This window comes from Microbacterium sp. AC215 (assembly GCF_979258645.1).
Genome location: NZ_OZ409869.1, coordinates 1,548,596 through 1,570,877, shown reverse-complemented (window position 1 = coordinate 1,570,877; position 22,282 = coordinate 1,548,596). Strand labels below are relative to the sequence as shown.

The 22,282-nt window shown below is 68.4% G+C and carries 21 protein-coding genes; 11 read left to right on the top strand and 10 right to left on the bottom strand.

Features of this window, described 5'->3' with window-relative positions:
• Window positions 1–134 precede the first annotated feature (134 nt).
• From ACZZZF_RS07795 to ACZZZF_RS07785, 3 genes are read left to right on the top strand one after another with little or no spacing between them, the layout of a single operon-like run.
• Window positions 135–950 (top strand): transporter substrate-binding domain-containing protein, encoded by an 816-nt coding sequence (locus tag ACZZZF_RS07795; RefSeq protein ID WP_053098857.1) that lies wholly within the window; start codon window positions 135–137, stop codon window positions 948–950.
• A gap of 34 nt (window positions 951–984) precedes the next feature.
• Complete coding sequence (locus tag ACZZZF_RS07790) at window positions 985–1,782, top strand: amino acid ABC transporter permease (RefSeq protein WP_053098858.1); 798 nt, start codon at window positions 985–987, stop codon at window positions 1,780–1,782.
• On the top strand, window positions 1,779–2,534 hold the full coding sequence (locus tag ACZZZF_RS07785) for an amino acid ABC transporter ATP-binding protein (RefSeq protein ID WP_053098859.1): 756 nt from the start codon (window positions 1,779–1,781) through the stop codon (window positions 2,532–2,534). The genes ACZZZF_RS07790 and ACZZZF_RS07785 overlap by 4 nt, the downstream gene beginning before the upstream one ends.
• 84 nt (window positions 2,535–2,618) lie before the next feature.
• Here the strand turns inward: ACZZZF_RS07785 and ACZZZF_RS07780 are convergent, their stop codons facing one another.
• From ACZZZF_RS07780 to ACZZZF_RS07760, 5 genes are all read right to left on the bottom strand, one after another.
• Entirely contained in the window at window positions 2,619–2,795 is a 177-nt protein-coding gene (locus tag ACZZZF_RS07780; RefSeq protein WP_072590798.1) for a YegP family protein, read from the bottom strand.
• 86 nt (window positions 2,796–2,881) lie between these two features.
• The gene (locus ACZZZF_RS07775) at window positions 2,882–3,961 is read right to left on the bottom strand and encodes an ABC transporter ATP-binding protein (protein ID WP_056277111.1); all 1,080 of its coding nucleotides are present in this window, start codon (window positions 3,959–3,961) and stop codon (window positions 2,882–2,884) included.
• Window positions 3,958–4,752 (bottom strand): ABC transporter permease, encoded by a 795-nt coding sequence (locus ACZZZF_RS07770; RefSeq protein WP_463497844.1) that lies wholly within the window; start codon window positions 4,750–4,752, stop codon window positions 3,958–3,960. The genes ACZZZF_RS07775 and ACZZZF_RS07770 overlap by 4 nt, the downstream gene beginning before the upstream one ends.
• Complete coding sequence (locus ACZZZF_RS07765) at window positions 4,749–5,699, bottom strand: ABC transporter permease (protein ID WP_285365078.1); 951 nt, start codon at window positions 5,697–5,699, stop codon at window positions 4,749–4,751. Before ACZZZF_RS07765 ends, ACZZZF_RS07770 begins: the two co-directional genes overlap by 4 nt.
• A complete protein-coding gene (locus tag ACZZZF_RS07760; RefSeq protein ID WP_463497842.1) occupies window positions 5,696–6,835 on the bottom strand; it encodes an ABC transporter substrate-binding protein in 1,140 nt (379 codons plus the stop codon). The genes ACZZZF_RS07765 and ACZZZF_RS07760 overlap by 4 nt, the downstream gene beginning before the upstream one ends.
• Window positions 6,836–7,004: 169 nt before the next feature.
• Here ACZZZF_RS07760 and ACZZZF_RS07755 point away from each other — a divergent pair, with 169 nt between their 5' ends.
• Window positions 7,005–7,832: a sulfite exporter TauE/SafE family protein gene (locus ACZZZF_RS07755; protein WP_056277117.1), complete on the top strand. Its 828-nt coding sequence runs from the start codon at window positions 7,005–7,007 to the stop codon at window positions 7,830–7,832.
• 264 nt (window positions 7,833–8,096) lie between these two features.
• Here the strand turns inward: ACZZZF_RS07755 and aspS are convergent, their stop codons facing one another.
• The gene (gene aspS / locus ACZZZF_RS07750; protein WP_053098865.1) at window positions 8,097–9,878 is read right to left on the bottom strand and encodes an aspartate--tRNA ligase; all 1,782 of its coding nucleotides are present in this window, start codon (window positions 9,876–9,878) and stop codon (window positions 8,097–8,099) included.
• A 116-nt stretch (window positions 9,879–9,994) separates the two neighbouring features.
• Here aspS and ACZZZF_RS07745 point away from each other — a divergent pair, with 116 nt between their 5' ends.
• Entirely contained in the window at window positions 9,995–10,369 is a 375-nt protein-coding gene (locus tag ACZZZF_RS07745) for a DUF5684 domain-containing protein (protein ID WP_053098866.1), read from the top strand.
• Window position 10,370: 1 nt separating this feature from the next.
• Window positions 10,371–11,000 (top strand): histidine phosphatase family protein, encoded by a 630-nt coding sequence (locus ACZZZF_RS07740; RefSeq protein ID WP_394195283.1) that lies wholly within the window; start codon window positions 10,371–10,373, stop codon window positions 10,998–11,000.
• 30 nt (window positions 11,001–11,030) lie between these two features.
• Here ACZZZF_RS07740 and ACZZZF_RS07735 read toward each other — a convergent pair whose 3' ends face one another.
• Window positions 11,031–11,930 (bottom strand): NAD(P)/FAD-dependent oxidoreductase, encoded by a 900-nt coding sequence (locus ACZZZF_RS07735; RefSeq protein ID WP_463497840.1) that lies wholly within the window; start codon window positions 11,928–11,930, stop codon window positions 11,031–11,033.
• A gap of 61 nt (window positions 11,931–11,991) precedes the next feature.
• On the opposite strand from ACZZZF_RS07735, the gene ACZZZF_RS07730 reads away from it, so the two are divergent.
• The 5 genes from ACZZZF_RS07730 to ccsB all read left to right on the top strand — a co-directional run bounded on the left by ACZZZF_RS07730 (window position 11,992) and on the right by ccsB (window position 16,765).
• Window positions 11,992–12,396, top strand: a complete 405-nt coding sequence (locus tag ACZZZF_RS07730; protein WP_053098869.1) for a MerR family transcriptional regulator — start codon at window positions 11,992–11,994, stop codon at window positions 12,394–12,396.
• 64 nt (window positions 12,397–12,460) lie between these two features.
• Window positions 12,461–13,114 (top strand): TlpA family protein disulfide reductase, encoded by a 654-nt coding sequence (locus ACZZZF_RS07725; RefSeq protein WP_082297998.1) that lies wholly within the window; start codon window positions 12,461–12,463, stop codon window positions 13,112–13,114.
• A 16-nt stretch (window positions 13,115–13,130) separates the two neighbouring features.
• On the top strand, window positions 13,131–13,910 hold the full coding sequence (locus ACZZZF_RS07720) for a cytochrome c biogenesis CcdA family protein (protein ID WP_053098870.1): 780 nt from the start codon (window positions 13,131–13,133) through the stop codon (window positions 13,908–13,910).
• Between the two features lie 28 nt (window positions 13,911–13,938).
• On the top strand, window positions 13,939–15,774 hold the full coding sequence (gene resB, locus ACZZZF_RS07715; protein ID WP_463497838.1) for a cytochrome c biogenesis protein ResB: 1,836 nt from the start codon (window positions 13,939–13,941) through the stop codon (window positions 15,772–15,774).
• A 4-nt stretch (window positions 15,775–15,778) separates the two neighbouring features.
• Entirely contained in the window at window positions 15,779–16,765 is a 987-nt protein-coding gene (gene ccsB / locus ACZZZF_RS07710) for a c-type cytochrome biogenesis protein CcsB (protein WP_053098871.1), read from the top strand.
• A 15-nt stretch (window positions 16,766–16,780) separates the two neighbouring features.
• On the opposite strand, the gene ACZZZF_RS07705 is transcribed toward ccsB, so the two are convergent.
• The 3 genes from ACZZZF_RS07705 to ACZZZF_RS07695 all read right to left on the bottom strand — a co-directional run bounded on the left by ACZZZF_RS07705 (window position 16,781) and on the right by ACZZZF_RS07695 (window position 22,209).
• Complete coding sequence (locus tag ACZZZF_RS07705) at window positions 16,781–17,362, bottom strand: 2'-5' RNA ligase family protein (protein ID WP_083569431.1); 582 nt, start codon at window positions 17,360–17,362, stop codon at window positions 16,781–16,783.
• Between the two features lie 165 nt (window positions 17,363–17,527).
• A complete protein-coding gene (locus tag ACZZZF_RS07700) occupies window positions 17,528–19,411 on the bottom strand; it encodes a YhgE/Pip domain-containing protein (RefSeq protein ID WP_463497837.1) in 1,884 nt (627 codons plus the stop codon).
• Window positions 19,408–22,209 carry an MMPL family transporter gene (locus tag ACZZZF_RS07695; RefSeq protein ID WP_463497835.1) on the bottom strand — a complete coding sequence of 934 codons (2,802 nt, stop codon included), beginning with the start codon at window positions 22,207–22,209 and terminating at the stop codon, window positions 19,408–19,410. The genes ACZZZF_RS07700 and ACZZZF_RS07695 overlap by 4 nt, the downstream gene beginning before the upstream one ends.
• Window positions 22,210–22,282: the final 73 nt, after the last annotated feature.

The following is a 22,282-nucleotide window of genomic DNA, read 5'->3' as shown; positions in this document are numbered from 1 at the left end:
CATATTCGGTCACACTTGCAACACAAATGTGATCCGCAGAAGGCGGCCGACGGCGGGTTCGGCCCGGTGGTGCATGTTTAGATGTTCTCCTACCCGTCCGTGGGGAACCACACCCTCGTCCTTCAGGAGCTGACATGCAGCGTCGCAACATCATCGCCGGGATCGCGCTCGCCGCGACCGCCACCCTCGCCCTCGCCGGATGCGCGACCGGCGGCAGTGACGCGGGATCGGGTGAGCCTGCGGCCGGCGACGAGTACGACCTCATCGAGGCGGGCACCCTGACGGTCTGCTCCGACATCCCTTACGCACCGTTCGAGTTCGAGGGCGGCGACAACGGCACGGGTTACACCGGCTTCGACATCGACCTGCTCGACGCGATCGCGAAGGAGCTCGACCTGAAGCTCTCGGTGCAGGACGTCGGATTCGATGCGCTGCAGTCGGGCACCACGCTCGCCGCCGGACAGTGCGACGTCGGCGCCTCGGCCATGACGATCACCGACGAGCGCAAGGCGAACATCGACTTCTCCGAGCCGTACTACGAGTCGCTGCAGTCGCTGCTCGTGCGCACCGACTCGGGCATCGAGTCGATCGACGACCTCTCGGGCAAGAACGTCGGAGTGCAGCAGGGCACCACCGGAGAGGCCTACGCGACCGAGAACGCCGAGGGCGCAGAACTCGTCCAGTACCCCTCCGACGGAGAGCTGTGGCCCGCGATGCAGGCCGGACAGATCGACGCGATCCTCCAGGACCAGCCGGTGAACCTCGAGCACGAGAAGGCCGACAGCGCGTACAAGATCGTCGAGGAGTACGAGACCGGCGAGTCGTACGGCTTCGCATACGCGAAGGGCGAGAAGGACGCTCTGCGCGAGGCGATCGACGGCGCGCTGCAGGATCTCCGCGACAGCGGCGACTACCAGACGATCTACGACACCTACTTCACCGCGAAGTAATCGGCGAGCGACGTAGGACAGGGAGACCTTGACAATGGCGTTGAGGCGCACCACGAAGAGCAAGCTGTATCGGTACACCGTCTATGCGGTGCTGATCGCGGTCGCCGTCTGGCTGATCGTCAGCACCGACTGGGCCCGCATCGCGCAGCTGTATTTCAACCCGGAGGTCGCGGCGAAGATGCTTCCGGGCATCATCACCACGGCGCTCGTGAACACTCTGTGGTTCACGGCCGTCGCGTTCGCCGGCGGTCTGCTGCTCGGCGTCGTGCTCGCACTGCTGAAGCTGTCGTCCATCGGACCCTTCCGATGGATCGCGACGGCGTGGATCGAGCTCTTCCGCGGGCTTCCCGCGATCCTCACGATCTTCGCCATCGCGTTCATCCTGCCGATCGGACTCGGCGTGCCGGGCACGAAGCTCGGCGGACCGGTCGTGCTCGGCCTGATCGGTCTCATCCTGGTCGCATCGGCGTACATGGCCGAGACGATCCGCGCCGGCATCCAGGCCGTTCCCAAGGGGCAGACCGAGGCGGCACGTTCGCTCGGCATGTCGCCCATGAAGACGACGTTCTGGATCGTGGTCCCGCAGGGGTTCCGCATCATCATCCCGCCGCTGACCAACGAGTTCGTCCTGCTGCTGAAGGACACGTCGCTGCTCTTCGTGGCAGGTTCCTTCATCTGGTCGAAGGAGCTGACGAACTTCGCCCGTGACGCGAGCACGCAGAACGCGAACGGAACGCCGCTCATCATGGCGGCGGCCCTCTACCTGATCGTGACGATCCCCCTCACGCGCTTCAGCGCGTACCTGGAACGAAGGATGTCGAGGCAGCGATGATCACCGATCTGATTGACGTCCACGCCCCCGCGATCGACCTGCAGGGGCTCGTGAAGAGCTTCGGCGACAACGAGGTGCTCAAGGGCATCGACCTCACCGTCACCGCCGGAGAGGTCGTCTGCATCATCGGCCCGTCGGGCTCGGGCAAGTCGACGCTGCTGCGCTCGGTGAACCTGCTCGAGGAGCCGACCGGCGGCAAGGTGCTCATCGAGGGGATCGACATCACTGATCCCGATGTCGACATCGACCGGGTGCGCACCCGCATCGGCATGGTGTTCCAGAGCTTCAACCTCTTCCCCCACCTCGACGTGATGGGCAACCTCATGATCGCGCAGCAGCGCGTGAAGAAGCGGTCCAAGGCTGAGGCTGAGCGGGTCGCGAAGGAGATGCTCGGACGCGTCGGGCTCGCCGAGAAGGCGGACGCCTTTCCCGGACACCTGTCGGGCGGTCAGCAGCAGCGTGTCGCGATCGCGCGGGCGCTGTGCATGAACCCGGACATGATGCTGTTCGACGAGCCGACGTCGGCGCTCGACCCCGAGCTCGTCGGCGAGGTGCTGCAGGTCATGCGCTCGCTCGCGGACGAGGGCATGACGATGCTCGTCGTCACGCACGAGATGGGCTTCGCCCGCGAGGTCGGATCACGTCTGATCTTCATGGACGGCGGCTACATCGTCGAAGAGGGCGACCCGCGCGAGGTGCTCGCGAACCCGCAGCATCCGCGTACGCAGGACTTCCTGGCTCGCGTCCTCTGAGTTCGCGTCTCACCTGTCACGACGAGACCCCCTCCCGCTGAGTCAGCGCGAGGGGGTCTCGTGTGCGGAGAGTGCTGTGCGAGGTCAGGCCTCCACGACCTCGGCATCCGCGGCATTGCGGCGCACCGAGTCGATGCCGTTCAGCGCGGACGATTTCGACGAGTAGCCCTCGCTGATCGCGATCACCTCGCCGTTGCCGGACTTGAGGCGGAACCGGTACTCGCCGGACTTGTCGGTGTACAGCTCGAACGTGCCTGCCATGAGGTGTCCTTTCTCGACGGTGAGGAGGGAACGAGGCCCTCGAGTGTCACGGTATCTCGGAGTACTGCGCCAGCGATAGGGCTCGGTCAGCCGCGCGGATGCACGGCGACGGGCTCGGGAGCGACGGCGATCCGCACGCGATCGCCGAAGGCCGGGTGGATGCCCGGAGCGTGCTGGAGGCGCACCAGCTCGCCTGATTCGGTGCGCACGAGCGTGCGGCGCATGCTGCCGAGGAACGTGCTCTCCTGCACCAGCGCATCGGTCGCGGCATCGGCCTCGGATGCGAAGTGCACGTTCTCCGGGCGCAGATACACGTCGACGGGCCCGTCGGCCGGCGACTGCAGGGGAAGCTTCTGACCCCACACGACCACGTGATCACCCTCGGCGACACCCGAGACGACGCTCGAGAGCCCGACGAAGGCGGCGACGCCCGCCGTGGACGGCGTCGTGTAGAGCTGCTCCGGGGTTCCGATCTGCTCGATGGTGCCGGCGTTCATCACGGCGATCCGGTCGGAGACCGCGAGGGCCTCCTCCTGGTCGTGCGTGACGAACACTGTGGTGATGCCGAGCCGCAGCTGGATGCGCCGGATCTCATCGCGCAGCTGCACCCGCACCTTCGCATCGAGGGCAGAGAGCGGCTCGTCGAGAAGCAGGACCTTCGGCTCGGTGACCAGAGCGCGGGCGAGCGCGACGCGCTGCTGCTGACCTCCGGAGAGCTGATGCGGGTAGCGATCGGCGAAGTCCGAGAGCCCCACGAGCGCGAGGGCATCGAGGGCGCGCGTTGCCGCCTCGGCCTTGCCGACGCCGCGGCGACGCAGCCCGAACGCCGTGTTCTCCGCGACCCGCAGGTGCGGGAACAGGGAGTACGACTGGAACACCATGCCGATGTCCCGCTTGTTCGTGGGCACCCGCGAGACATCGTTGCCGCCGAGCAGCACCGCACCGCTGTCGAGCCCCTCGAGTCCCGCGAGCACGCGAAGCAGCGTCGTCTTGCCGCAGCCGGAGGGGCCGAGCAGCGAGACGAACTCACCGGGGGCGATGTCGAGATCGACGCCGTGCAGCACCGTGTTGCCCGAGTAGCTCTTCACGATGCCCTGCAGTTGCACGCGCGTGCCCTCTCCGGCTTCGGCGAGCAGCATGTTGTCGGCGGTCTGGGGGAGGGTCATGAGCGGGCCTTTCCGGTGCCGCGGGCGACGCGGCCGATGAGAAGCAGAAGCAGGAAGACGAACAGCAGCGCCAGCAGGGTGAAGATCGCCGGAGCGTACGGATCCTGCTTCTGCACGACGACCATGGCCGTCTGGAACACCTGGCGGTTGAGGAGCGAGGCGATCGTGAACTCGCCGAGCACGACGGCGATCGAGATGAGAGACGCCGCGAGGAGTCCCTGACGCAGGTTGGGAGCGAGCACCTTCAGCACGACGGTAGGCCAGCCGGCGCCGAGGGATCGGGCGGCTTCGGCGAGCGTGCGCAGGTCGGCGGCGTCGATGGAGGCCTGGATCGAGCGGTACGCGAACGGCAGCACGGTGATGCCGTAGGCGAAGGCCAGCGCCCACGTGCCGGTGCCGAGGGTGCGTCCGATCTGCAGGTAGATCGGTGCGAGACCCACGACCAGCACGATCGCGGGGATCGAGATCGGCAGCAGCACGGCGAACTCGAAGACGGGTGTGAGCTTCGCGAAGCGCAGGTTCACCAGGATCATGGTCGGTGCGAGCAGCAGGAGCACGATCGCGACGGTCACGACCGCGAGGACCAGGGAGTTGCCCAGGCCCATCCAGATCGGCCTGATCGCCGCCGACTTCGCGGGATCGAAGAGCGCGGCCCACCGCTCGAGGCCGAGACTGCCGTCGGTCTGGCGCAGCGTGTAGAGCAGGGTCGAGACGAGCGGGATCGCGAAGAATGCGCCGACGACCACGCCGATGATCCAGCGGGTCGCGAGTGACGGGCCGAGGCGGTTCATGACTGCCACCTCGCTGCCCGACGCTGGATGAGCGAGTACAGGGCCATCACCACTCCCACGATGACGATCATGCCGAGCGCGAGCGCGCCGGCGAGATTCTCACGGCCGAGAAGGGTCTCGCTCGTGAGGGCGGCGCGGATCTGCAGCGGCACGATCTGCGAACCCTGACTGGCGAGGGCGGCGGCGGTGGCGTACGACGAGAAGGCGTTCGCGAAGAGCAGCAGGAGGCTCGCGAGGAACGAGGGTGCGAGCACGGGGACGCCGATGCGCAGCCAGAAGCTCGCGCGCGTGCCGCCGAGCGTGAGGTTCGCCTCGGCCCACTGCGGCTTGAGGGCTGCGAGGGCGGGCATGAAGGTGATCACCATGAGCGGGATCTGGAAGTAGATGTACGGGAGGATCAGCCCGGGAAGCTCGTAAAGCCACGTGCCGTTCGCGAAGATGTCGATGCCGAGGTCGTTCTTGAGGAAGAGGGTGACGACCCCCTGGATGCCGATCGTGGCGATGAAGGCGAAGGCGAGCATCACGCCGCCGAACTGGGCGAGGACGCCGGCCGCAGCATCCACGGTCGAGCGCACGGCGCCGTCCGGGTTCATGCCGAGCAGGGCATAGCAGACCAGAGCACCCGCGATCGCGCCGACGACGGCGGTCAGCAGCGACAGGCCGGCGGAGTTGGCGAACGTGGTGAGGACGACGGGGTCTGCCAGGGCCGACAGGTTCGACCAGGTGAACGACCCGTCCTTCGTGAAGAAGCCGGAGCCGATCGCGAGGAGGGTGGGAACGGCGAGGAAGAGCACGACGTAAGCGGCGAACGGCACGAGACCGAGCCAGGCGACGGACGGCGCGGAGCGCTGGGCCCGCGACGAGGTCGCAGGCCCAGCGCTGTGCGCTGCGGGGGAGACGGGGGCGGATGCCGTGGCATCCGCCCCCGCTGCGGTGGCAGTCGTCACTGGACCGCCGCGGCCCACTTCTCGCCGAGCAGCGTGCCGGCGTTCGTCGACTGCTCCTCGGTCGGGACGACCGTCTCGCTGGGGACCTCGGGAAGAGCAGCAGCCAGGTCGGCGTCGATGGTGCCGGCCTCGGTCATGGCCTCCATGCGGGCCGGGCGTGCGCCGCCCTTGAGCCACAGGTTCTGCACCTCGTCGCTGTAGAGGAACTCCTGCCACAGGCGTGCGGCGGCCGGGTTCGGAGCATCCTTGTTGATCGCCTGGTTGTAGTAGCCCGCGTAGCCCGTGCCGTCGAGGACGACGACCTTCCAGTCCTTGTTGTCGGTGGCGTGCGCCGCGTTCAGGTAGTCCCAGTCGAAGACGACAGGGGTCTCGCCGCTGGCCACGGTGGCGGTGGTCACATCGACCTTGAGCAGGTTGCCGGCCTTCTGGAGGTCGGAGAAGAAGTCGATGCCGGGCTGGAAGTCGTCGAGGGTGCCGTCGGACTGCACGGTCGCGAGGCCCACGGCGGCGAAGGCCGCGCCGGCCTGCGTCGGGTCTCCGTTGATGGCGACGGCGCCCTTGTAGGCGGCATCCTTCAGATCGTCGAGCGACTCGGGAGCGTCGAACTTCGAGGAGTCGTAGCCGATCGACATGTATCCGCCGTAGTCGCCGACGAAGAGGCCGGTCGGCTCCTTGAGAGCGTCGGGGATCTCGTCCCACGTCTGCACCTGGTACGGCGCGAAGACGTCGGTGTTCTGCAATGCGACGGTCAGACCCAGGTCGAACACGTCGGGCGCGGTGTCGAGGCCCTCGTTCGTCTTCGCAGCCTGGATCTCCTCGGCGCTCGACACGTCGGGAGAGGCCTCGTTGATCGTGATCTCGGGGTACTTCTCGGCGAAGAGGTCGAGGATCTCGCCGTAGTTCGCCCAGTCACGCGGAAGCGCGATGACATTGAGCTGGCCCTCGGCCTTCGCGGCCTCTTCGAGGTCGGCGAAGGAACCGAAGTCCTCGACCGAGGTCGCGGATGCGGAGTCGACAGCGTCGCTGCCTGCGGCCGGGGCCTCCGAGCCCGTGGCGCAGGCGGTGAGACCCAGCGCGGCGGTCGTGAACAGGGCGATGCCGGCGCCGATTCGTGCGCGGCGGTGGAAGTTGGTCATCAGGGTCCTCTCGGTGCCCGGCGCTGTGAGCCGGATTCGGGTTGCGAGAGGACACTATGAGCCGAGGGTTGCCGATGATCGCGGCTCGGGTGAACGACAGGTGTCGAGGGTGTGACGGGTCGGACTGCAGTGGCGTTCGAGGTGCCGCGTGGTCTGACATCCTGGACGGATGGACATCGGCAGTGTGCTCGGGCTCGAACAGCTCACCTGGGGCACGCTGATCCTCGTCGTCGTCGCGGCCTTCGCTGCCGGGTGGATCGATGCGGTGGTGGGCGGCGGCGGTCTGCTGCAGCTCCCCGCCCTGCTGCTGATCCCCGGAATCTCGCCGATCCAGGCTCTCGCGACCAACAAGCTCGCCTCCGTGTTCGGCACGGCCACGAGCAGCGTCACCTACTACCGTCGTGCGAAACCCGATATCCGCACGGCTCTGCCGATGGCCGCGATCGCCCTGGTCGGATCGTTCGGGGGAGCTGCCGTCGCGACCGTTCTGCCGGCGGCCGCCTTCAAGCCGATCATCGTGGTCGCGCTGCTCGCCGTCGCGCTCTTCACCGCCTTCCGCCCGCAGATGGGCGCCGCGACGCGGCTGCGCTTCAGCGGGCACAAGCACCACATCATGGCGGGTCTCTCAGGGCTCGTGATCGGCTTCTACGACGGTCTGATCGGACCGGGCACCGGCACGTTCCTGGTGATCTCGCTCGTCGCGCTGCTCGGCTACGACTTCCTGCAGGCGAGCGCGAAGGCGAAGATCGTCAACCTGGCCACGAACACCGGCGCCCTGCTGCTCTTCATCCCGCACGGCGCCGTGCTGTGGCTGCTCGGCGGCATCCTCGCGGTCGCGAACGTCGCAGGCAGCTACCTCGGATCCCGCATGGCCATCTCGCGCGGCACGACCTTCATCCGCGTCGTGTTCCTCGTCGTGGTGGTCGCCCTCATCGCCAAGCTCGGCGTCGACGTGTGGAACGAGAACATCGTTCCGGCGCTCGCGCAGCTGCACTGAGCATCCGCCCTGGCGCACCTCCGCCTCCGCCTGCGCTCCGGCATCCGCTCGCGCTCCGGCATCCGCTCGCGCTCCGGCATCCGCTCGCCGTCCGCGCGGTATTCTGCGCGTGTCACGGCCGGATTCGGCGAGTCCGGCCGATCCTGACGCATTCGGCCGAGCGGGGGATGCGCGGTGCATGCGTCCGGGATCCGGCCTGGCGCATACGCAGAGACCCCGCTCCGCTGAGCGGAACGGGGTCTCGGTGCGACGGGCGATGTGGCGTCAGGCCTCGTCGTCCTCGGGCTCGAAGTCGACGCCGGCCTCGGCGCGCTGCTCGGCCGTGATCGGTGCCGGAGCGGCTGTCAGCGGGTCGAACCCGTTGCCCGACTTCGGGAAGGCGATGACGTCGCGGATCGACTCGGTCTTCGACAGGTGCTGCAGCACGCGGTCCATGCCGAGGGCGATTCCACCGTGCGGCGGGGCGCCGAACTTGAAAGCGTCCAGCAGGAAGCCGAACTGCTCCTGCGCGACCTCGTCGCTGATGCCCATGACCTCGAACACGCGCTTCTGCACGTCTTCGCGGTGGATGCGGATCGATCCGCCGCCGAGCTCGGAGCCGTTGCACACGATGTCGTATGCATAGGCGAGAGCCGAACCGGGGTCGGTGTCGAACGTGTCCTGGAACTCCGGCTTCGGCCCCGTGAACGCGTGGTGCACGGCCGTCCAGGCTCCGGCGCCGACGGCGACGTCACCCGACGCCACGGCATCCGCTGCCGGCTCGAACATCGGAGCGTCGACGACCCACGTGAACGCGAACTCGTCGGGGTTCAGGAAGCCGAGACGACGTCCGATCTCGACGCGGGCGGCGCCGAGCAGTGCACGGCTCTCCTTCGTCGATCCGGCGGCGAAGAACACGCAGTCACCCGCGGATGCGCCGACGAACTCGGCGAGGCCCGCCTGCTCCGCCTCGGACAGGTTCTTGGCGGCGGGGCCGCCGAGCGAGCCGTCCTCGTTGAAGAGGACGTACGCGAGGCCACGCGCACCGCGCTGCTTGGCCCAGTCCTGCCACGCGTCGAGCTGCTTGCGGGGCTGGCTCGCACCGCCGGGCATGACGACCGCGCCGACGTACTCGGCCTGGAACACCCGGAACGGGGTCTCGGCGAAGTACTCGGTCGCCTCGACCAGCTCGAGTCCGAAGCGCAGGTCGGGCTTGTCGGAGCCGTACTTGGCCATCGCCTCGGCGTAGGTCATGCGGGGCAGAGGGGTCTGCACGTCGACGCCGATGGTCTTCCACATCGCGACGATGAGCGACTCCATCAGCGTGATGACGTCTTCCTGGTCGACGAAGCTCATCTCGATGTCGAGCTGCGTGAACTCCGGCTGGCGGTCGGCGCGGAAGTCCTCGTCGCGGTAGCAGCGGGCGATCTGGTAGTACTTCTCGACGCCGCCGACCATGAGTAGCTGCTTGAACAGCTGCGGCGACTGCGGCAGGGCGTACCAGCTGCCCGGGTGTAGACGGGCGGGCACGACGAAGTCGCGGGCGCCCTCGGGCGTCGAGCGCGTGAGGGTCGGCGTCTCGACCTCGGTGAAGTCCTCGCCGTGCAGCACATCGCGGACGGCCTTGTAGACGTTCGAGCGCAGACGCAGAGCGGATGCCGCGGCGGGGCGACGCAGGTCGAGATAGCGGTACTTGAGGCGCGCCTCCTCGCCGACCGTCTCGGTGTCGGCGACGGCGGTCGACACCTGGAACGGCAACGGAGCGGACTCGTTCAGCACCTCGACGTCGGTCGCGATGAGCTCGATCTCGCCGGTGGGCAGGTTGGGGTTCGCGTTGCCCTCGGGGCGACGCGAGACCTCGCCGGTGACCTTGAGGACGAACTCGTTGCGCAGCGGGTGCGCGATCTCCTCATCGCGGATGACGACCTGCGCGATGCCGGACGCATCCCGAAGATCGATGAACGCGACGCCTCCGTGATCACGACGGCGATCGACCCAACCCGAGAGGGTGACGGTCTGACCGATATGCTCGGCTCGCAGTGAGCCTGCCGAGTGGGTGCGAAGCACGGAGGATTCCTCCTGATCTGGGAAATGATGAACCCGCCCATTCTACGTGGGCGGGTGTCGCCTCCTCTGCCCGCGGCATATCGGTCAGTAGGATCGCCACGACAGAAAGGGTCACCATGGACTCCAACGGCATCTCCGACCTGTACGCGTCGATCTTCTCCGGCACGACCGGACTCATCGTGCTCGTCTTCTACGTCCTCGTCGCGGTCGGTCTGTGGAAGGTGTTCACCAAGGCGGGGTACCCCGGCATCCTCGCCGTCATCCCGATCGTGAACGTGGTGTTCCTCGTGAAGATCGCCGGGATGTCCGGCTGGCTCGCACTGCTCTATCTCATCCCCATCGTCGGCTTCGTCTTCGGGATCATCGTGGCGGTCCGACTCGGCGAGCGGTTCGGCAAGGGAGGGCTCTTCTCCTTCTTCCTGCTCTTCGTCTTCCCCTATATCGGGTATCTCATCCTCGGCTTCGGCGACTCCCGCTACAGCAGGGCGTGACGTGGTGGCATCGCGACTGCACCTCGTCCGCCACGGCGAGGTGCACAACCCCAAGCGCGTGCTCTACGGTCGGCTCCCCGACTATCACCTGAGCAGGGCGGGACGGAAGATGGCGCGAGCCGCCGCCGATCACATCGCCGGGCTCGATCGTCCGGTCGGGGGGCTCTACTCCTCTCCGCTCGAGCGGGCGCAGGAGTCTGCTGAGCCGTTCGCCGAGCGCTTCGGCCTCTCGCCCGAGATCGACATCCGTCTGATCGAGCCGACCAACGTGTTCGAGGGCACGCAGATGCGCCGCTCGCTTCTGAACCCGCTCAAGTGGTGGCACCTGCGGCAGCCGTCGCTGCCCAGCTGGGGTGAGCCCTACGCGTCGATCGCCGAGCGGATGCTGGGCATGATGGCCGAGGCGTGGCGGTCGGTCGACGACGGCGATCTGGTGATGGTGTCCCATCAGGCGCCGATCTGGATCACCCACCTCCGGGTGGCGGGTCTGCCCCTGCAGCACGACCCGCGCACCCGGCGCTGCGCACTGTCGAGCGTCACCTCGTTCGAGCTGGTGGGCGACGTGTGGCGTGAGGTCGATTACGCCGAACCTGCGGCGACCGGCGGTGCGGTGGACGTGGGAGCAGTCTGACCCCTCGCCTCGGTCTCCCTTCCGCTGCGGTCAGTGCGCCATCAGCGACTGGATGACGCCGACCGCCGCCATCTGACCGGCAGCGGACGCGAGCAGCACCGATGCCATGGGTCCGGGAAGCGACGCCCGGTGCGCGAGGTCGCCCGCCGCGAAGACCCCGGGCTGCGATGTGCGCCCGAAGTCCTCGATCTCGATCGAGCCGGAGGGCAGCAGTTCCAGGCCGAGCTGATCGGCGAACGGCGCACGGTGGCGCAGTGAACCGGATGCCACGAACACGCCGGCCACGGTGTGCGCGGTCGACGCCGTGGTGATGCGCACATCAGCCGCCTCCGGCGCGACGGCGGCGACCGGTTCCGCGCTGACCCGAACGCCCAGCCCTTCGAGAGTCCGCGTCTCGTCGGCCGCGAACGGCTGCTCGACAGGGAACACCGTGATGTCGCCGACGATGCGCCCGAGCAGCCCGATCAGGTGCTCGGCGCGAGGAGCGGGCCCGAGGATGCCGATCGAGCGACCGGCGTGCTCGTGACCGTCGCAGAACGGGCAGCTGAAGGCCTTCGTGCCCCAGAGGTCCTGAAGTCCGGGGATGTCGGGGAGATCGTCGGCGACGCCGGTCGCGAGGATGACATGTCGGGTCTCGACCGTCTCGCCGTCGGCGAGTCGTACGACGAAGCTGCCCTCTGAGCCGGTCACCGTCTGCGCTCCGACGTCGCGGACATCGATATCGGAGTACTCGGCGAGCTGCGCTCGCGCCGTCGCGCGGAACTCCGCCGGGGGAGTTCCGTCGTTCGCGATGACGTTGTGCATGTGCAGCACGGTGCCGTTGCGGTATTCGCCCGAATCCAGAAGCAGCGTGGGGCGGTGCATCCGCCCGAGGGTCAATGCCGCCTGGAGGCCGGCGGGGCCTGCGCCGATCACGATCGCGTCATACATGTGGGGTCCTTCCGAGGGGTGCTCGCTTGCGTTCGTCCTCAGTCTGTGACTTCATGTCAACATGAAGTCAAGCATCGAGAGTCCGTGGTCCGTGGGAGAGGTCGCCGAACGCTTCGAGCTGCCCACGAACGTGCTCAGGCACTGGGAGTCGGTCGGCCTGCTGCGCCCCGCGCGGGACACCGCAGGGAGGCGCCGCTACGGCCAGGACGACGTCGTGCGCATCGCCGTCATCCAGCGCAGCAAGGCAGCCGGGATGACCCTCGATCAGATCGCCGTGCTCCTCGACGACGGCAGCGCGGGGCGTCACGAGGTGCTGCAGCGGCACCTCGACGATCTCGATCGGCGCATGGAGGACATGCGCCGTTCGCGGGAGATGACCGAGCACGCGATGGGATGCCGGTCGCACGACATCGCCACCTGCCCGCGCTTCCGGGCCAGCGTGGAGGACGTCCTCGCGCGTCTCTGACGGCGGGCGAGCACCCCCGGGGCATCCGGCCCATGCATAGGAACCCCCGCGTAAACTGGGAATCGTGCCACTCGCCTCGACGGTTCGTCCGATCCGCAGCGGCCGCTCCTCCCGCATCCGGCCATCTCGCCGCGCGGTCGGGGCCGCGCTCGCCGCGGTGCTCGCCATCGGTCTGAGCGCCTGCGCTCCCGATCCCGTGAACGACTCGTTCCTCAGCGGTGACAACCCGGGCTATGTCGCGGCAGACGGAGCGATCGTCGAGATTCCGGTCGCCGAACGCGGCGAACCCGTCACCGATTTCGGCGGACTCACCGAGGACGGCGAGGACTTCTCCAGCTCTGACCTCGCGGGCAAGGTCACGGTCGTCAACTTCTGGTACGCCGGATGCGCCCCGTGCCGCCTCGAGGCGGAAGACCTCGAGAGCGTCTGGCAGGAGCATGGCGGCGACGACGTCGCCTTCCTGGGCATCAACACGCGCGATCAGGCCGACACCGCGAAGGCGTTCTCCGCCGAGTTCGGTGTGACCTACCCGAGCCTCATCGACGTCGACACGGCCGAGGCGAAGCTCGCCTTCGCGTCGTCGGTGCCGATCCAGGCGACCCCCACCACTCTCGTGCTCGACAAGCAGGGTCGCGTGGCCGCCCGCATCATCGGGCCCATCGACGGCACCTCGATCCTCTCGACGCTCGTCAAGGACGCGCTCGCGGAGGACTCGTGAGTCTCCCGGGAGCGGCGTGAACCCCGAAGTCATCATCGGATCGGGAGCCCTCTGGCTCGCGATCCCCGTCGCGCTGCTCGCGGGCCTCGTGTCGTTCCTGTCGCCGTGCGTGCTGCCCCTGGTGCCGGGCTACCTCGGATTCCTCGGGGGAGCGGTCGCCCCCCGCCGCGTCCCGAACCCGACGGACGGCTCGGCGGTGTCGACGGTCGAGGCCCCCGCTCGCGGCCGACTCGTCGTGGGCGTGCTGCTCTTCATCCTCGGCTTCAGCCTCGTGTTCGTGTCCCTCACCGCGCTCGGCGGGCTCGCCAACGTCTTCCTGCTGCAGTGGGGCGAGCTGATCACTCGCATCCTCGGCGGCGTGATCATCCTGATGGGCCTCGTGTTCCTCGGTCTGTTCGGGTTCGCCCAGCGCGAGCTGCGATTCCACGTCGACTCGAAGGCCGGCCTGATCGGCGCACCGCTGCTCGGCATCGCCCTCGGCATCGGATGGGCGCCGTGCCTCGGACCCACGCTCACCGCGATCTTCGCCCTCTCGTTCAACGCCGGCGACCCGGTGCGGGCGGGCCTGCTCGGGCTGGCGTACTCGCTCGGCCTCGGCATCCCGTTCCTGCTGGTCGCGCTCGGCTTCGGATGGGCGACGAAGGCGATCGGATTCCTGCGCCGGCACATCCGCGTCGTGAACGTGATCGGCGGCGTGCTGCTCATCCTCCTCGGGCTGCTGATGGTCACGGGGCTCTGGACGGACATCATGTCCCGACTGACGGCGGTGATGAGCAGTGTCGACCTCCCGATCTGATCAGAAGAAGACGCATCGGAAGGATGACGTGAGCAGTACAACCGAGAGGTCGAGCGATCCGCTCCGGCCGTCCGACCACGTCGACGGCGAAGAGTCGATCACCCAGCCCCGCCTCGGATTCGTGGGCTGGCTGCGCTGGGGATGGCGTCAGCTGACCTCGATGCGCACCGCGCTGATCCTGCTCCTCGTGCTCGCGATCGCGGCGATCCCCGGCTCGATCTTCCCCCAGCGGATGGCCGACCCCAACGGCGTCACGCAGTGGGAGCGCGACAATCCCGATCTCTTCCCCGTGCTCGACGGGCTGAAGATGTTCGACGTATACCTCTCGCCGTGGTTCTCGGCGATCTACCTGCTGCTGTTCGCCTCGCTCGTCGGCTGTGTGATCCCGCGCATCCGCCACCATGCGAAGGCCCTGCAGGCACGCCCCCCGCGCACCCCTGCACGTCTGAAGCGCCTCGCCGACTTCCGCGCGGTCGAGCGCACCTCGACGGACGCTCCGGCGGAGGCCGCCGCATCGATCGACATCGCGCAGAAGCAGCTCAAAGCCCTGGGCTACCGGGTCGAGCGGTACGACGACAAACGATCGTCGTCGGTCTCGGCCGAGCGCGGCTACTGGCGTGAATCGGGCAACCTGCTCTTCCACCTCGCTCTCGTCGGCGTCCTGATCACGGTGGGCGTCGGGGGAGGGTTCGCGTACACCGGACAGCGCGTCCTGGTCGAGGGCGAGACGTTCGCGAACACCCTGCTCGACTACGACTCGATGAACCGCGGCCGCTTCGTGAGCGACGGAGCACTCGCGCCCTACTCGATGCGTCTCGACAGCTTCGACGTCACGTACCAGCCGTTCGGCGAGCCGGGCTCGGGCCAGGCCGGCGACTTCTCGGCCAACGTCACCGTGCAGGAGAACGGCGAGGAGCGCACCGGATCGGTCAAGGTCAACGAACCCCTCGGCGTCGCCGACGACAACGTCTTCCTGCTCGGCAACGGCTACGCGCCGACGATCACCGTGCGCAACCCCGATGGGGACGTGGTGTTCACGAACAGCACGCCGTTCCTGCCGCAGGACAACAACATGACCTCGCTGGGCGTCATCAAGATCCCCGACGGCCTCAGCGAGCAGGTCGGCCTCGTCGGCTTCTTCTACCCGACGACGGGGGTGCTCGACACCGGCGCGTTCTTCTCGGGATTCGGCGACCTCACCAACCCGACCCTCACGCTCGACGTCTACACCGGCGACCTGGGCATCAACGAGGGCATCCCGCGGTCGGTCTACGTGCTCGACACCACCGGTATGACCAAGGTCACCGGGCGCACGACGGACCTCGAATCGATCGAGCTGGCACCCGGACAGACAGCCGACCTGCCGAACGGCATGGGAACCGTGACCTTCGAAGACGAGTCCCCGGCGGGTGCGACAGACGCGTCGCAGTCGGTCAAGCGCTTCGCCTCGTTGCAGATCCACCGCGACGCGTCTGGCCCCTGGGTGCTCGGCTTCGCGCTTCTCGCTCTCGGCGGTCTGATGCTCGCCCTGTTCATCCCGCGACGCCGCGTGTGGGTCAAGGCGACGGCACAGGACGGCACCGTCTCTCTCGAGTACGCCGGTCTCGCTCGCGGCGAGGACCCGACGCTCGCGACGGCCGTCGACGACCTCGTGGCAGGTCATGCGCGTCTGATGGACGCGGCCGGGGTCACGACGGCGGTCGAGGTCGAGGAGCCCGACACCGACACGGACGCCTCAGAGGCTGAAGACCCTGAGGCTGACGGCTCCGACGCAGATGGCTCCGACCAGGCGGCGACGGCACCCGAGACGCCCGCCGACCGCGACTCCGCGCGCCCCGCATCCGACACCCCGAAAGTAGACTGACACCATGTTCGATCTCGAAGTGATCTCGCCGATCCTGCTGTGGACGGCGATCGCGATCTATGCGGCGGCCTTCGTGGCCTATGCCTTCGACCTCGCCCGTCGGTCGCAGCTGTCCGCGGACGCGGCGACCGTGCAGGAGTTCGAACTCGTCGGAGCCGGAACCCGTTCGCGCGGCGGCAAGGCGGCGACGGCTGCCGCGGCATCCGGATCCGAGGTCGCCCCGCAGCGCTTCGTGATGGCCCGCATCGGGACCTCGCTGACCGTGCTCGCGTTCATCTTCCATCTCGCCGCCACGCTCACCCGTGGTCTCGCGGCCGGGCGAGTGCCGTGGGCCAACCTCTACGAATTCGCGATGATGGGAACGCTGCTGATCGTCGCCGTGTTCCTGGTGGTGCTGACGCGCATCGATCTGCGCTTCCTCGGCACGTTCATCACCGGTCTGGTCGTCGTGCTGCTGGGTCTCTCCGCCACGAACTTCTACGTCGACGTCTCGCCCCTGATGGACCCGCTGAAGAGCGTGTGGCTGGTGATCCACGTCTTCGTGGCCTCGCTCGGCACCGCGTTCTTCGCTCTGGCCTTCGCCCTCTCGGTGATCCAGCTGATGCAGTCGCGTCGCGAGCGCCTCATCTCCGAGGGCGCGGAGAAGACCGGCCCCGGATTCCTGCGCACGTTCCCCGGGTCCGAGCGGCTCGAGAGCATGGCCTACCGCTTCACGATCATCGGCTTCATCCTCTGGACGTTCACGCTGATCGCCGGCTCCATCTGGGCCTACTACGCCTGGAGCCGCTTCTGGGGCTTCGACGTCAAGGAGACCTGGACCTTCGTCATCTGGGTTCTCTACGCCGGATACATCCACGCTCGCGCGACGCGCGGCTGGCGCGGCAACCCCTCGGCGTGGCTGGCGATCGTCGGCTTCTCGGCCGTGCTCTTCAACTTCACGATCGTCAACGTCTTCTTCAAGGGTCTGCACGCATACTCGGGCCTCAGCTGAGCGCCCGAGCGCGGCTCATCTGAACGAGCGCAGTCCGAAGGGGATGACCTCGGAGTGCTCGGCTCCGTCTTCGTACCAGACGAGCTCGACTTCGCTGATGGTCTCGGCGGGGCGCGAGCTGAGCGAGCGCCGCGACTTGTGCGACAGTTCCGTCCACGCCGCGGGCGCGAGCGTCTTCGCATAGATCACCGACAGGTGGAACGTCCAGTCGTCCGTGCTGCGCTCGTCGAGACGGCGGAAGTCCGTTCCCTCGAGCGCTTCGCTGAGCGTGGAGTACGCCGACACGATGGATGCGGTGCGCCGCAGCCGCAGGATGACGACCTGCCAGGGTGCGGGGAAGACGTCGACGGCCTCGGCGACGACCTCGATCGGACGCTGCGCCACCGCCCACTCGCGGATCAGCGCAAGCAGCTCTTCGCGGCGCTCGGGCTCATGGAACGCGCGCAGGGTGACGTGCTCGGTGTGCGGGTGCGGAGCATCCATCCGGCCGAGCGCCGACCTCTGCTCGGCCCGGTACACGTCCGACACGGCCCGCGTGGGCCGCAGCACGAGATACTGCTGTCCCTCGAGTGACTCGAGCTGGGCGGGAGAGGTCATGAAGGGGCGACGCATCCTCTGATCGTACGTGCGCGGGCACACGTCCGAATACCGTTCGATCGCGAGCGGGCACGGATTCGGAGCGGATACAGGACGCGCCGCGCATCGTGATCGATGCGCGGCGCGTCCTGCGTCGTGGTCCGAAGCGGTGCTCGGCGAGGTGGTTCACGCCGTCGCGAGGGCCGCCTTCACGGAGGTGGTGCGCCGCAGCGCCACCGCGACGGTGGTCGCGACGAGCGACAGCACGCCCCAGACGATGAGGCCTGCGGCTGCGCCTCCGTTCGCGGTGATCAGCCCGGCGAACGCGGGGGAGGTCGGCAGCGATGCGCCGAGATCCGCCAGCCATCCGGGCACGGTCGAGATCAGACCGGTCGCGATCGCGAGCACGCCGACGAGCGCGCTGACCCAGCGGCCGACGCCGCCGAAGACCGCGACGAGTGCCTGGTTCACGGCCGCGAAGGCGACCCCGGCGAGCACGGCGATTCCTGCGAAGGCCCACCAGGCCGCAGCGTCGTATCCGGCGACGATCTGCACGATGAGCGACACCAGCAGACCCTGGGCTGCACCGATGGCGGCAGCCGGGGCGAAGGCGCGCAGGGCGAGTCCGGCCGACGAGCGCCGGGAGGTCAGGGTGCGCGCCGTGTAGGCCCGCATGACCAGGAACGAGGCGAGCGAACCGAACCACAGCACCACGGCGGCGAGCAGCGGAATCGCGGTCGGGCCGAAGATCGTGGCGCCGTCGGCGCCCTTGGACGCCACCGGATCGGCGATCACCGACGCGAGCGAGGTCGACTCGGAGTCGCTGAACGAGGGGAGCGAATCGGATGCGGTGCGCAGGCCGCTCGCGAGATCGCCGGTTCCCGTGGCGAGGGTGTCGAGGCCGGTCGCGAGCTCGTCGGCACCGGTCGCGAGCTCGGTCGCTCCGTCCGACAGCTGGGATGCGCCCGTCGCCAGTGCTCGTGCACCGCTCGCCGATTCGTCGAGACCCTGCGACGCCAACTGGTTCAGACCGTCCGCGAGACCCGTCGCCCCCGCACCCGCCGCGCCGAGCTGGGCCGCGAGCGTGGCGGGCAGCGTGGCCAGCTGCTGGACCCCGGCGTCCGTCTGCGTGGCACCGGCCGAGAGCGCGGCGATCTGATCGCAGTACTCCTGAGGGAACCCGCTGGGCACGCAGGTTTCCGCGAGCTGCTGCAGGCCTGTCGCCAGCTGCGCTGACCCGGCGGCGAGCTGCTGGGCGCCACCGGCCTGATTCTGCAGCTCCGTCGCGCCTGCGGTCAGCCCGGTGCCGATCTGGCTCGCGCCGTTCGCGGCCTCGCGGGTCTTCGACGCGAGTGTGTCGAGCCCGGATGCCAAGGAGGATGCGCCGTTTCCGAGCTCCGTGGCACCCGAGGCGAGCTGAGTCGCGCCGTCGGGGATCGCCGCGGCTCCCGTGGCCGCATCCCGAGCGCCGGTGGCGAGTTCGGCGGCGCCGTCCGCGGCCTCGCCGATCTGGTCTCCGATCGTGGTGAAGCCGACGAGGATGTTCTCCGTCGTCGCCTCCGACAGCAGTGTGCCCATGCTCGAGGCCGCCACGTTCGCGATCTGACTCGTGATCAGGTCATCGGCGACGAGCCCGTCCTCCGGGGTGGTGACCTGGATCGTGGCCTGCTCCGCGTCGCCGCCGCCGTCCGAGATCGCCTGCCCCGCCGAGGTCGCTGCGGCCGAGAACTCCTCGGGGATCGTGATGACGGCCTGATACGAGCCGTCGGCGAGACCGTCGGCGGCGTCGTCCTCGTTCGAGATCACCCAGGTGAGGTTGGAATCGAGCTCGTCCGATCCTTCGACGAGCCCCGAGGCGAGCTGTCGACCGAGCGGAGTGAGCTGCCCGTCGATCTCGACGGGCTCGTCGAGGTTGACGATCGCCGCGGTCATCGACTCGAGACGCTCGGTGGGATTCTGCAGGGCAGCGACCAGGATGCCGCCCACTGCCGCGGGAAGCAGCAGGACGCCGAGGATCGTCAGCCACGTGATGGGCTTGCGCGAACGGGCGCGTTCGATGGGGAGGGTCATGCGTTCACCTCGGTCGATTCGGTGGTGCCGTCGACGATGCGGGGCACCGGGGACTCGGATTGCGACTGTGCGGCTGGCGCGTCGATGTCGATCGTGTCAGCCGATGAACGGCCGGCATCGGCCAGGATCTCCAGGGCCGCCTGGGGATCGAGCGCGGTGAGCAGCATCGCCGTCGTGCTGCGGGAGTCGCGAAGTCGCGCCGCGAGCTGATCGCGTTCGGGGCGGGAGAGCCGGTCGGCTCCGTCGATCACCACGAGAGCCGGCCGTCCGCGCAGTGCCTCGGCGAGGTCGGCCGACAGGCTCGCGGCATCCACGGCCATGACCGCTCCGACATGCGCCCGCACCCACGCGGATCGACCGGGCAGAAGATGGCCTGCGACCCGGAGGCGGCCGTCGTCCGCAGTCGCCCGCCCGGCGATCGTCAGAGCGAGCGCGCGCAATGCGCCGGCTGACGATCCGGTGAGCACGGCGGAGGCCCCGGGTGCGAGGCGCAGGTGGAGGCCGTCGATGCCGGCATCCGTCATCGTGAGGTCGTCGGCGGCGACGATCGAGTCGTCGCCCGGCCAGCCCGCCAGGTGACGCTCGCGTTCGACCGCCTCTCCTTCGATGTCGACGCTCGGGAGGACCCGCTCCAGCCAGGCCGGGATCTCCCACGCGCGCTCCCCGAGGATGGCCATGAGTGCAGGGATCAGCGTCATCCTCACCAGGAACGCGTCGATCGCGATGCCGGCCGCGAGGCCCAGCGCGATCGGCTTGAGCGACGAGTCGCCTTCGGGGACGAACGCCACGAAGACGGCGAACATGATGAGGCCGGCAGCGGTGACGACCTTCGCCGATCCCGTGAAGCCGCTGCGCACGGCACGCAGTGCCGCGGCTCGGCGAGTCGCGCGATCGGGGCTCCTGCCGTCGGGATCGTGCACGAAGTCCTCGCGCATCCGAGACACCAGGAACACCTGGTAATCCATCGCGAGCCCGAACAGCACACCCATCAGGATGATCGGCATGAAGCTGATGATCGGACCGACCTTCGCGACATGGAGGGCGTCGGCGAACCAGCCCCACTCGAACACGGCTCCCACGATGCCGAACGCGGCGACGATCGAGAGCAGATAGCCGGCGGCTGCCGTGACCGGCACCCAGAGTGAGCGGAACACGATCGTGAGCAGGATCAGGGACAGGCCGATGACGAAGATGCCGAACGGGAGAAGGGCGTTGCCCAGCTGGTCGGAGATGTCGATGCCCACCGCGGTGAACCCGGTCACCTTCAGGTCGATGCCGAACTCGTCGAGCCACTCGTCGTGGTGCGAGCGCAGCTCTCGCACGAGATCGGCCGTCGCGGGGTCATCGGGTGCGGTCTCGGGGATGATCTGCACGATGCCGGTGTCTGCGGTCTCGTTCGGGGTGGCGAGGGCGACCTCCTTGACCCCGTCGATCTGGGCGACCTCGTCGCCGAGATCCTCCATCAGGGTCAGCGGATCGGTCGACGTGACGATCGTGCCCGTCAGGATCAGCGGTCCGTTGAACCCGGGACCGAACTGCTCGCCGACCAGGTCGTAGCTCTGCCGCGCTTCGGAGTCCTGCGGCAGCACGCCCGCATTGGGCAGCGCGAGATTCAGGCTGAGGGCGGGCACGGCGACGATGCCGAGCCCGAGGACGACGGCCAGGGACACGAGGATCGGACGCCGGGTGACGCCGGTCACCCAGCGCTCGCTGAAGCGACGGCGCTGCGCGGGGGCTGCCTTGCCCTTCTTCGCCTTCGGAGCCCGGCGCGGTCGACCGGCGACGCGGCCCTTCATGAAGCCGAGCAGAGCGGGGGTGAGCGTCACGGCGATGGCGACGGCGACCGCGACGGCGGCGGAGGCCGCGATGCCCATCGTCGTCAGGAACGGGATGCCCGCGAACCCGAGTCCGATCAGGGCGATCAGCACGGTCACGCCCGCGAACACCACCGCCGAGCCTGCCGTGCCCACAGCCCGCGCTGTCGACTCCTCGGGGTCGACTCCCTCGCGGACCTGATCCTGGTGCCTGGCCATGATGAACAGTGCGTAGTCGATTCCGACGGCGAGCCCGAGCATCAGGGCGAGGAGGGGAGTGGTCGACGAGACCGTGGCGAAGGCGGTGGCGGCGAAGATGCCGGCCATCGAGATGCCCACACCGAGCACGGCCGTGAGCAGCGGGAGTCCTGCGACGACGAACGAGCGGAACGTGACGATCAGCACCAGCAGCGCGATCAGCAGACCCACGGCCTCGGTGAGCGTGACGCCGGGGATGGAGGTGGCGAAGAGCTCTCCGCCGAGGGAGGTCTGTGATCCGTCCGGCAGCTCGTCGGCGAGTTCGGCCACGACGGCTCGCAGGTCATCCTGCGTCTCCTCCGAGACATCGCTGGCCTGGCCGTCGAACTGCAGGCGGATGATACCGGCCGTCTCGTCGTCGTTGATCATGCCGCTGACCATCTCGTCGAACGGGGAGGTCGCCGAGAGCACCGAGTCGTCGAGGTCGGCGAGCTGGTCGACGGCATCCTCGATGTCGGTCTTATATGCGTCATCCGTGATCGAGTCGCCGTCGGCGGCGACCACGATGATCTGCGCGCTGGTGCCGCTGACCGCGGGGAACGAGCGGTTGAGCTGCTCGAGGCCGGCCTGGGACTCGGTGCCCGGGATCGAGAAGGAGTTGTCCGTGCCAGCCCCGAGGACGAGGGCGCCGGCCCCCGCGATGCCGAGGGCGAGCAGCCAGGAGACGAGAACGCGCCACGGGTGCCGGTAGGACCAGCGACCGAGCGAGGACAGGAGTGTGGACACGAGGCTCCTCAGGGAATACGGGCTGGATACACAGGTGTATCCAATACATACCTGTATCGTAAGGTGGTCCGAG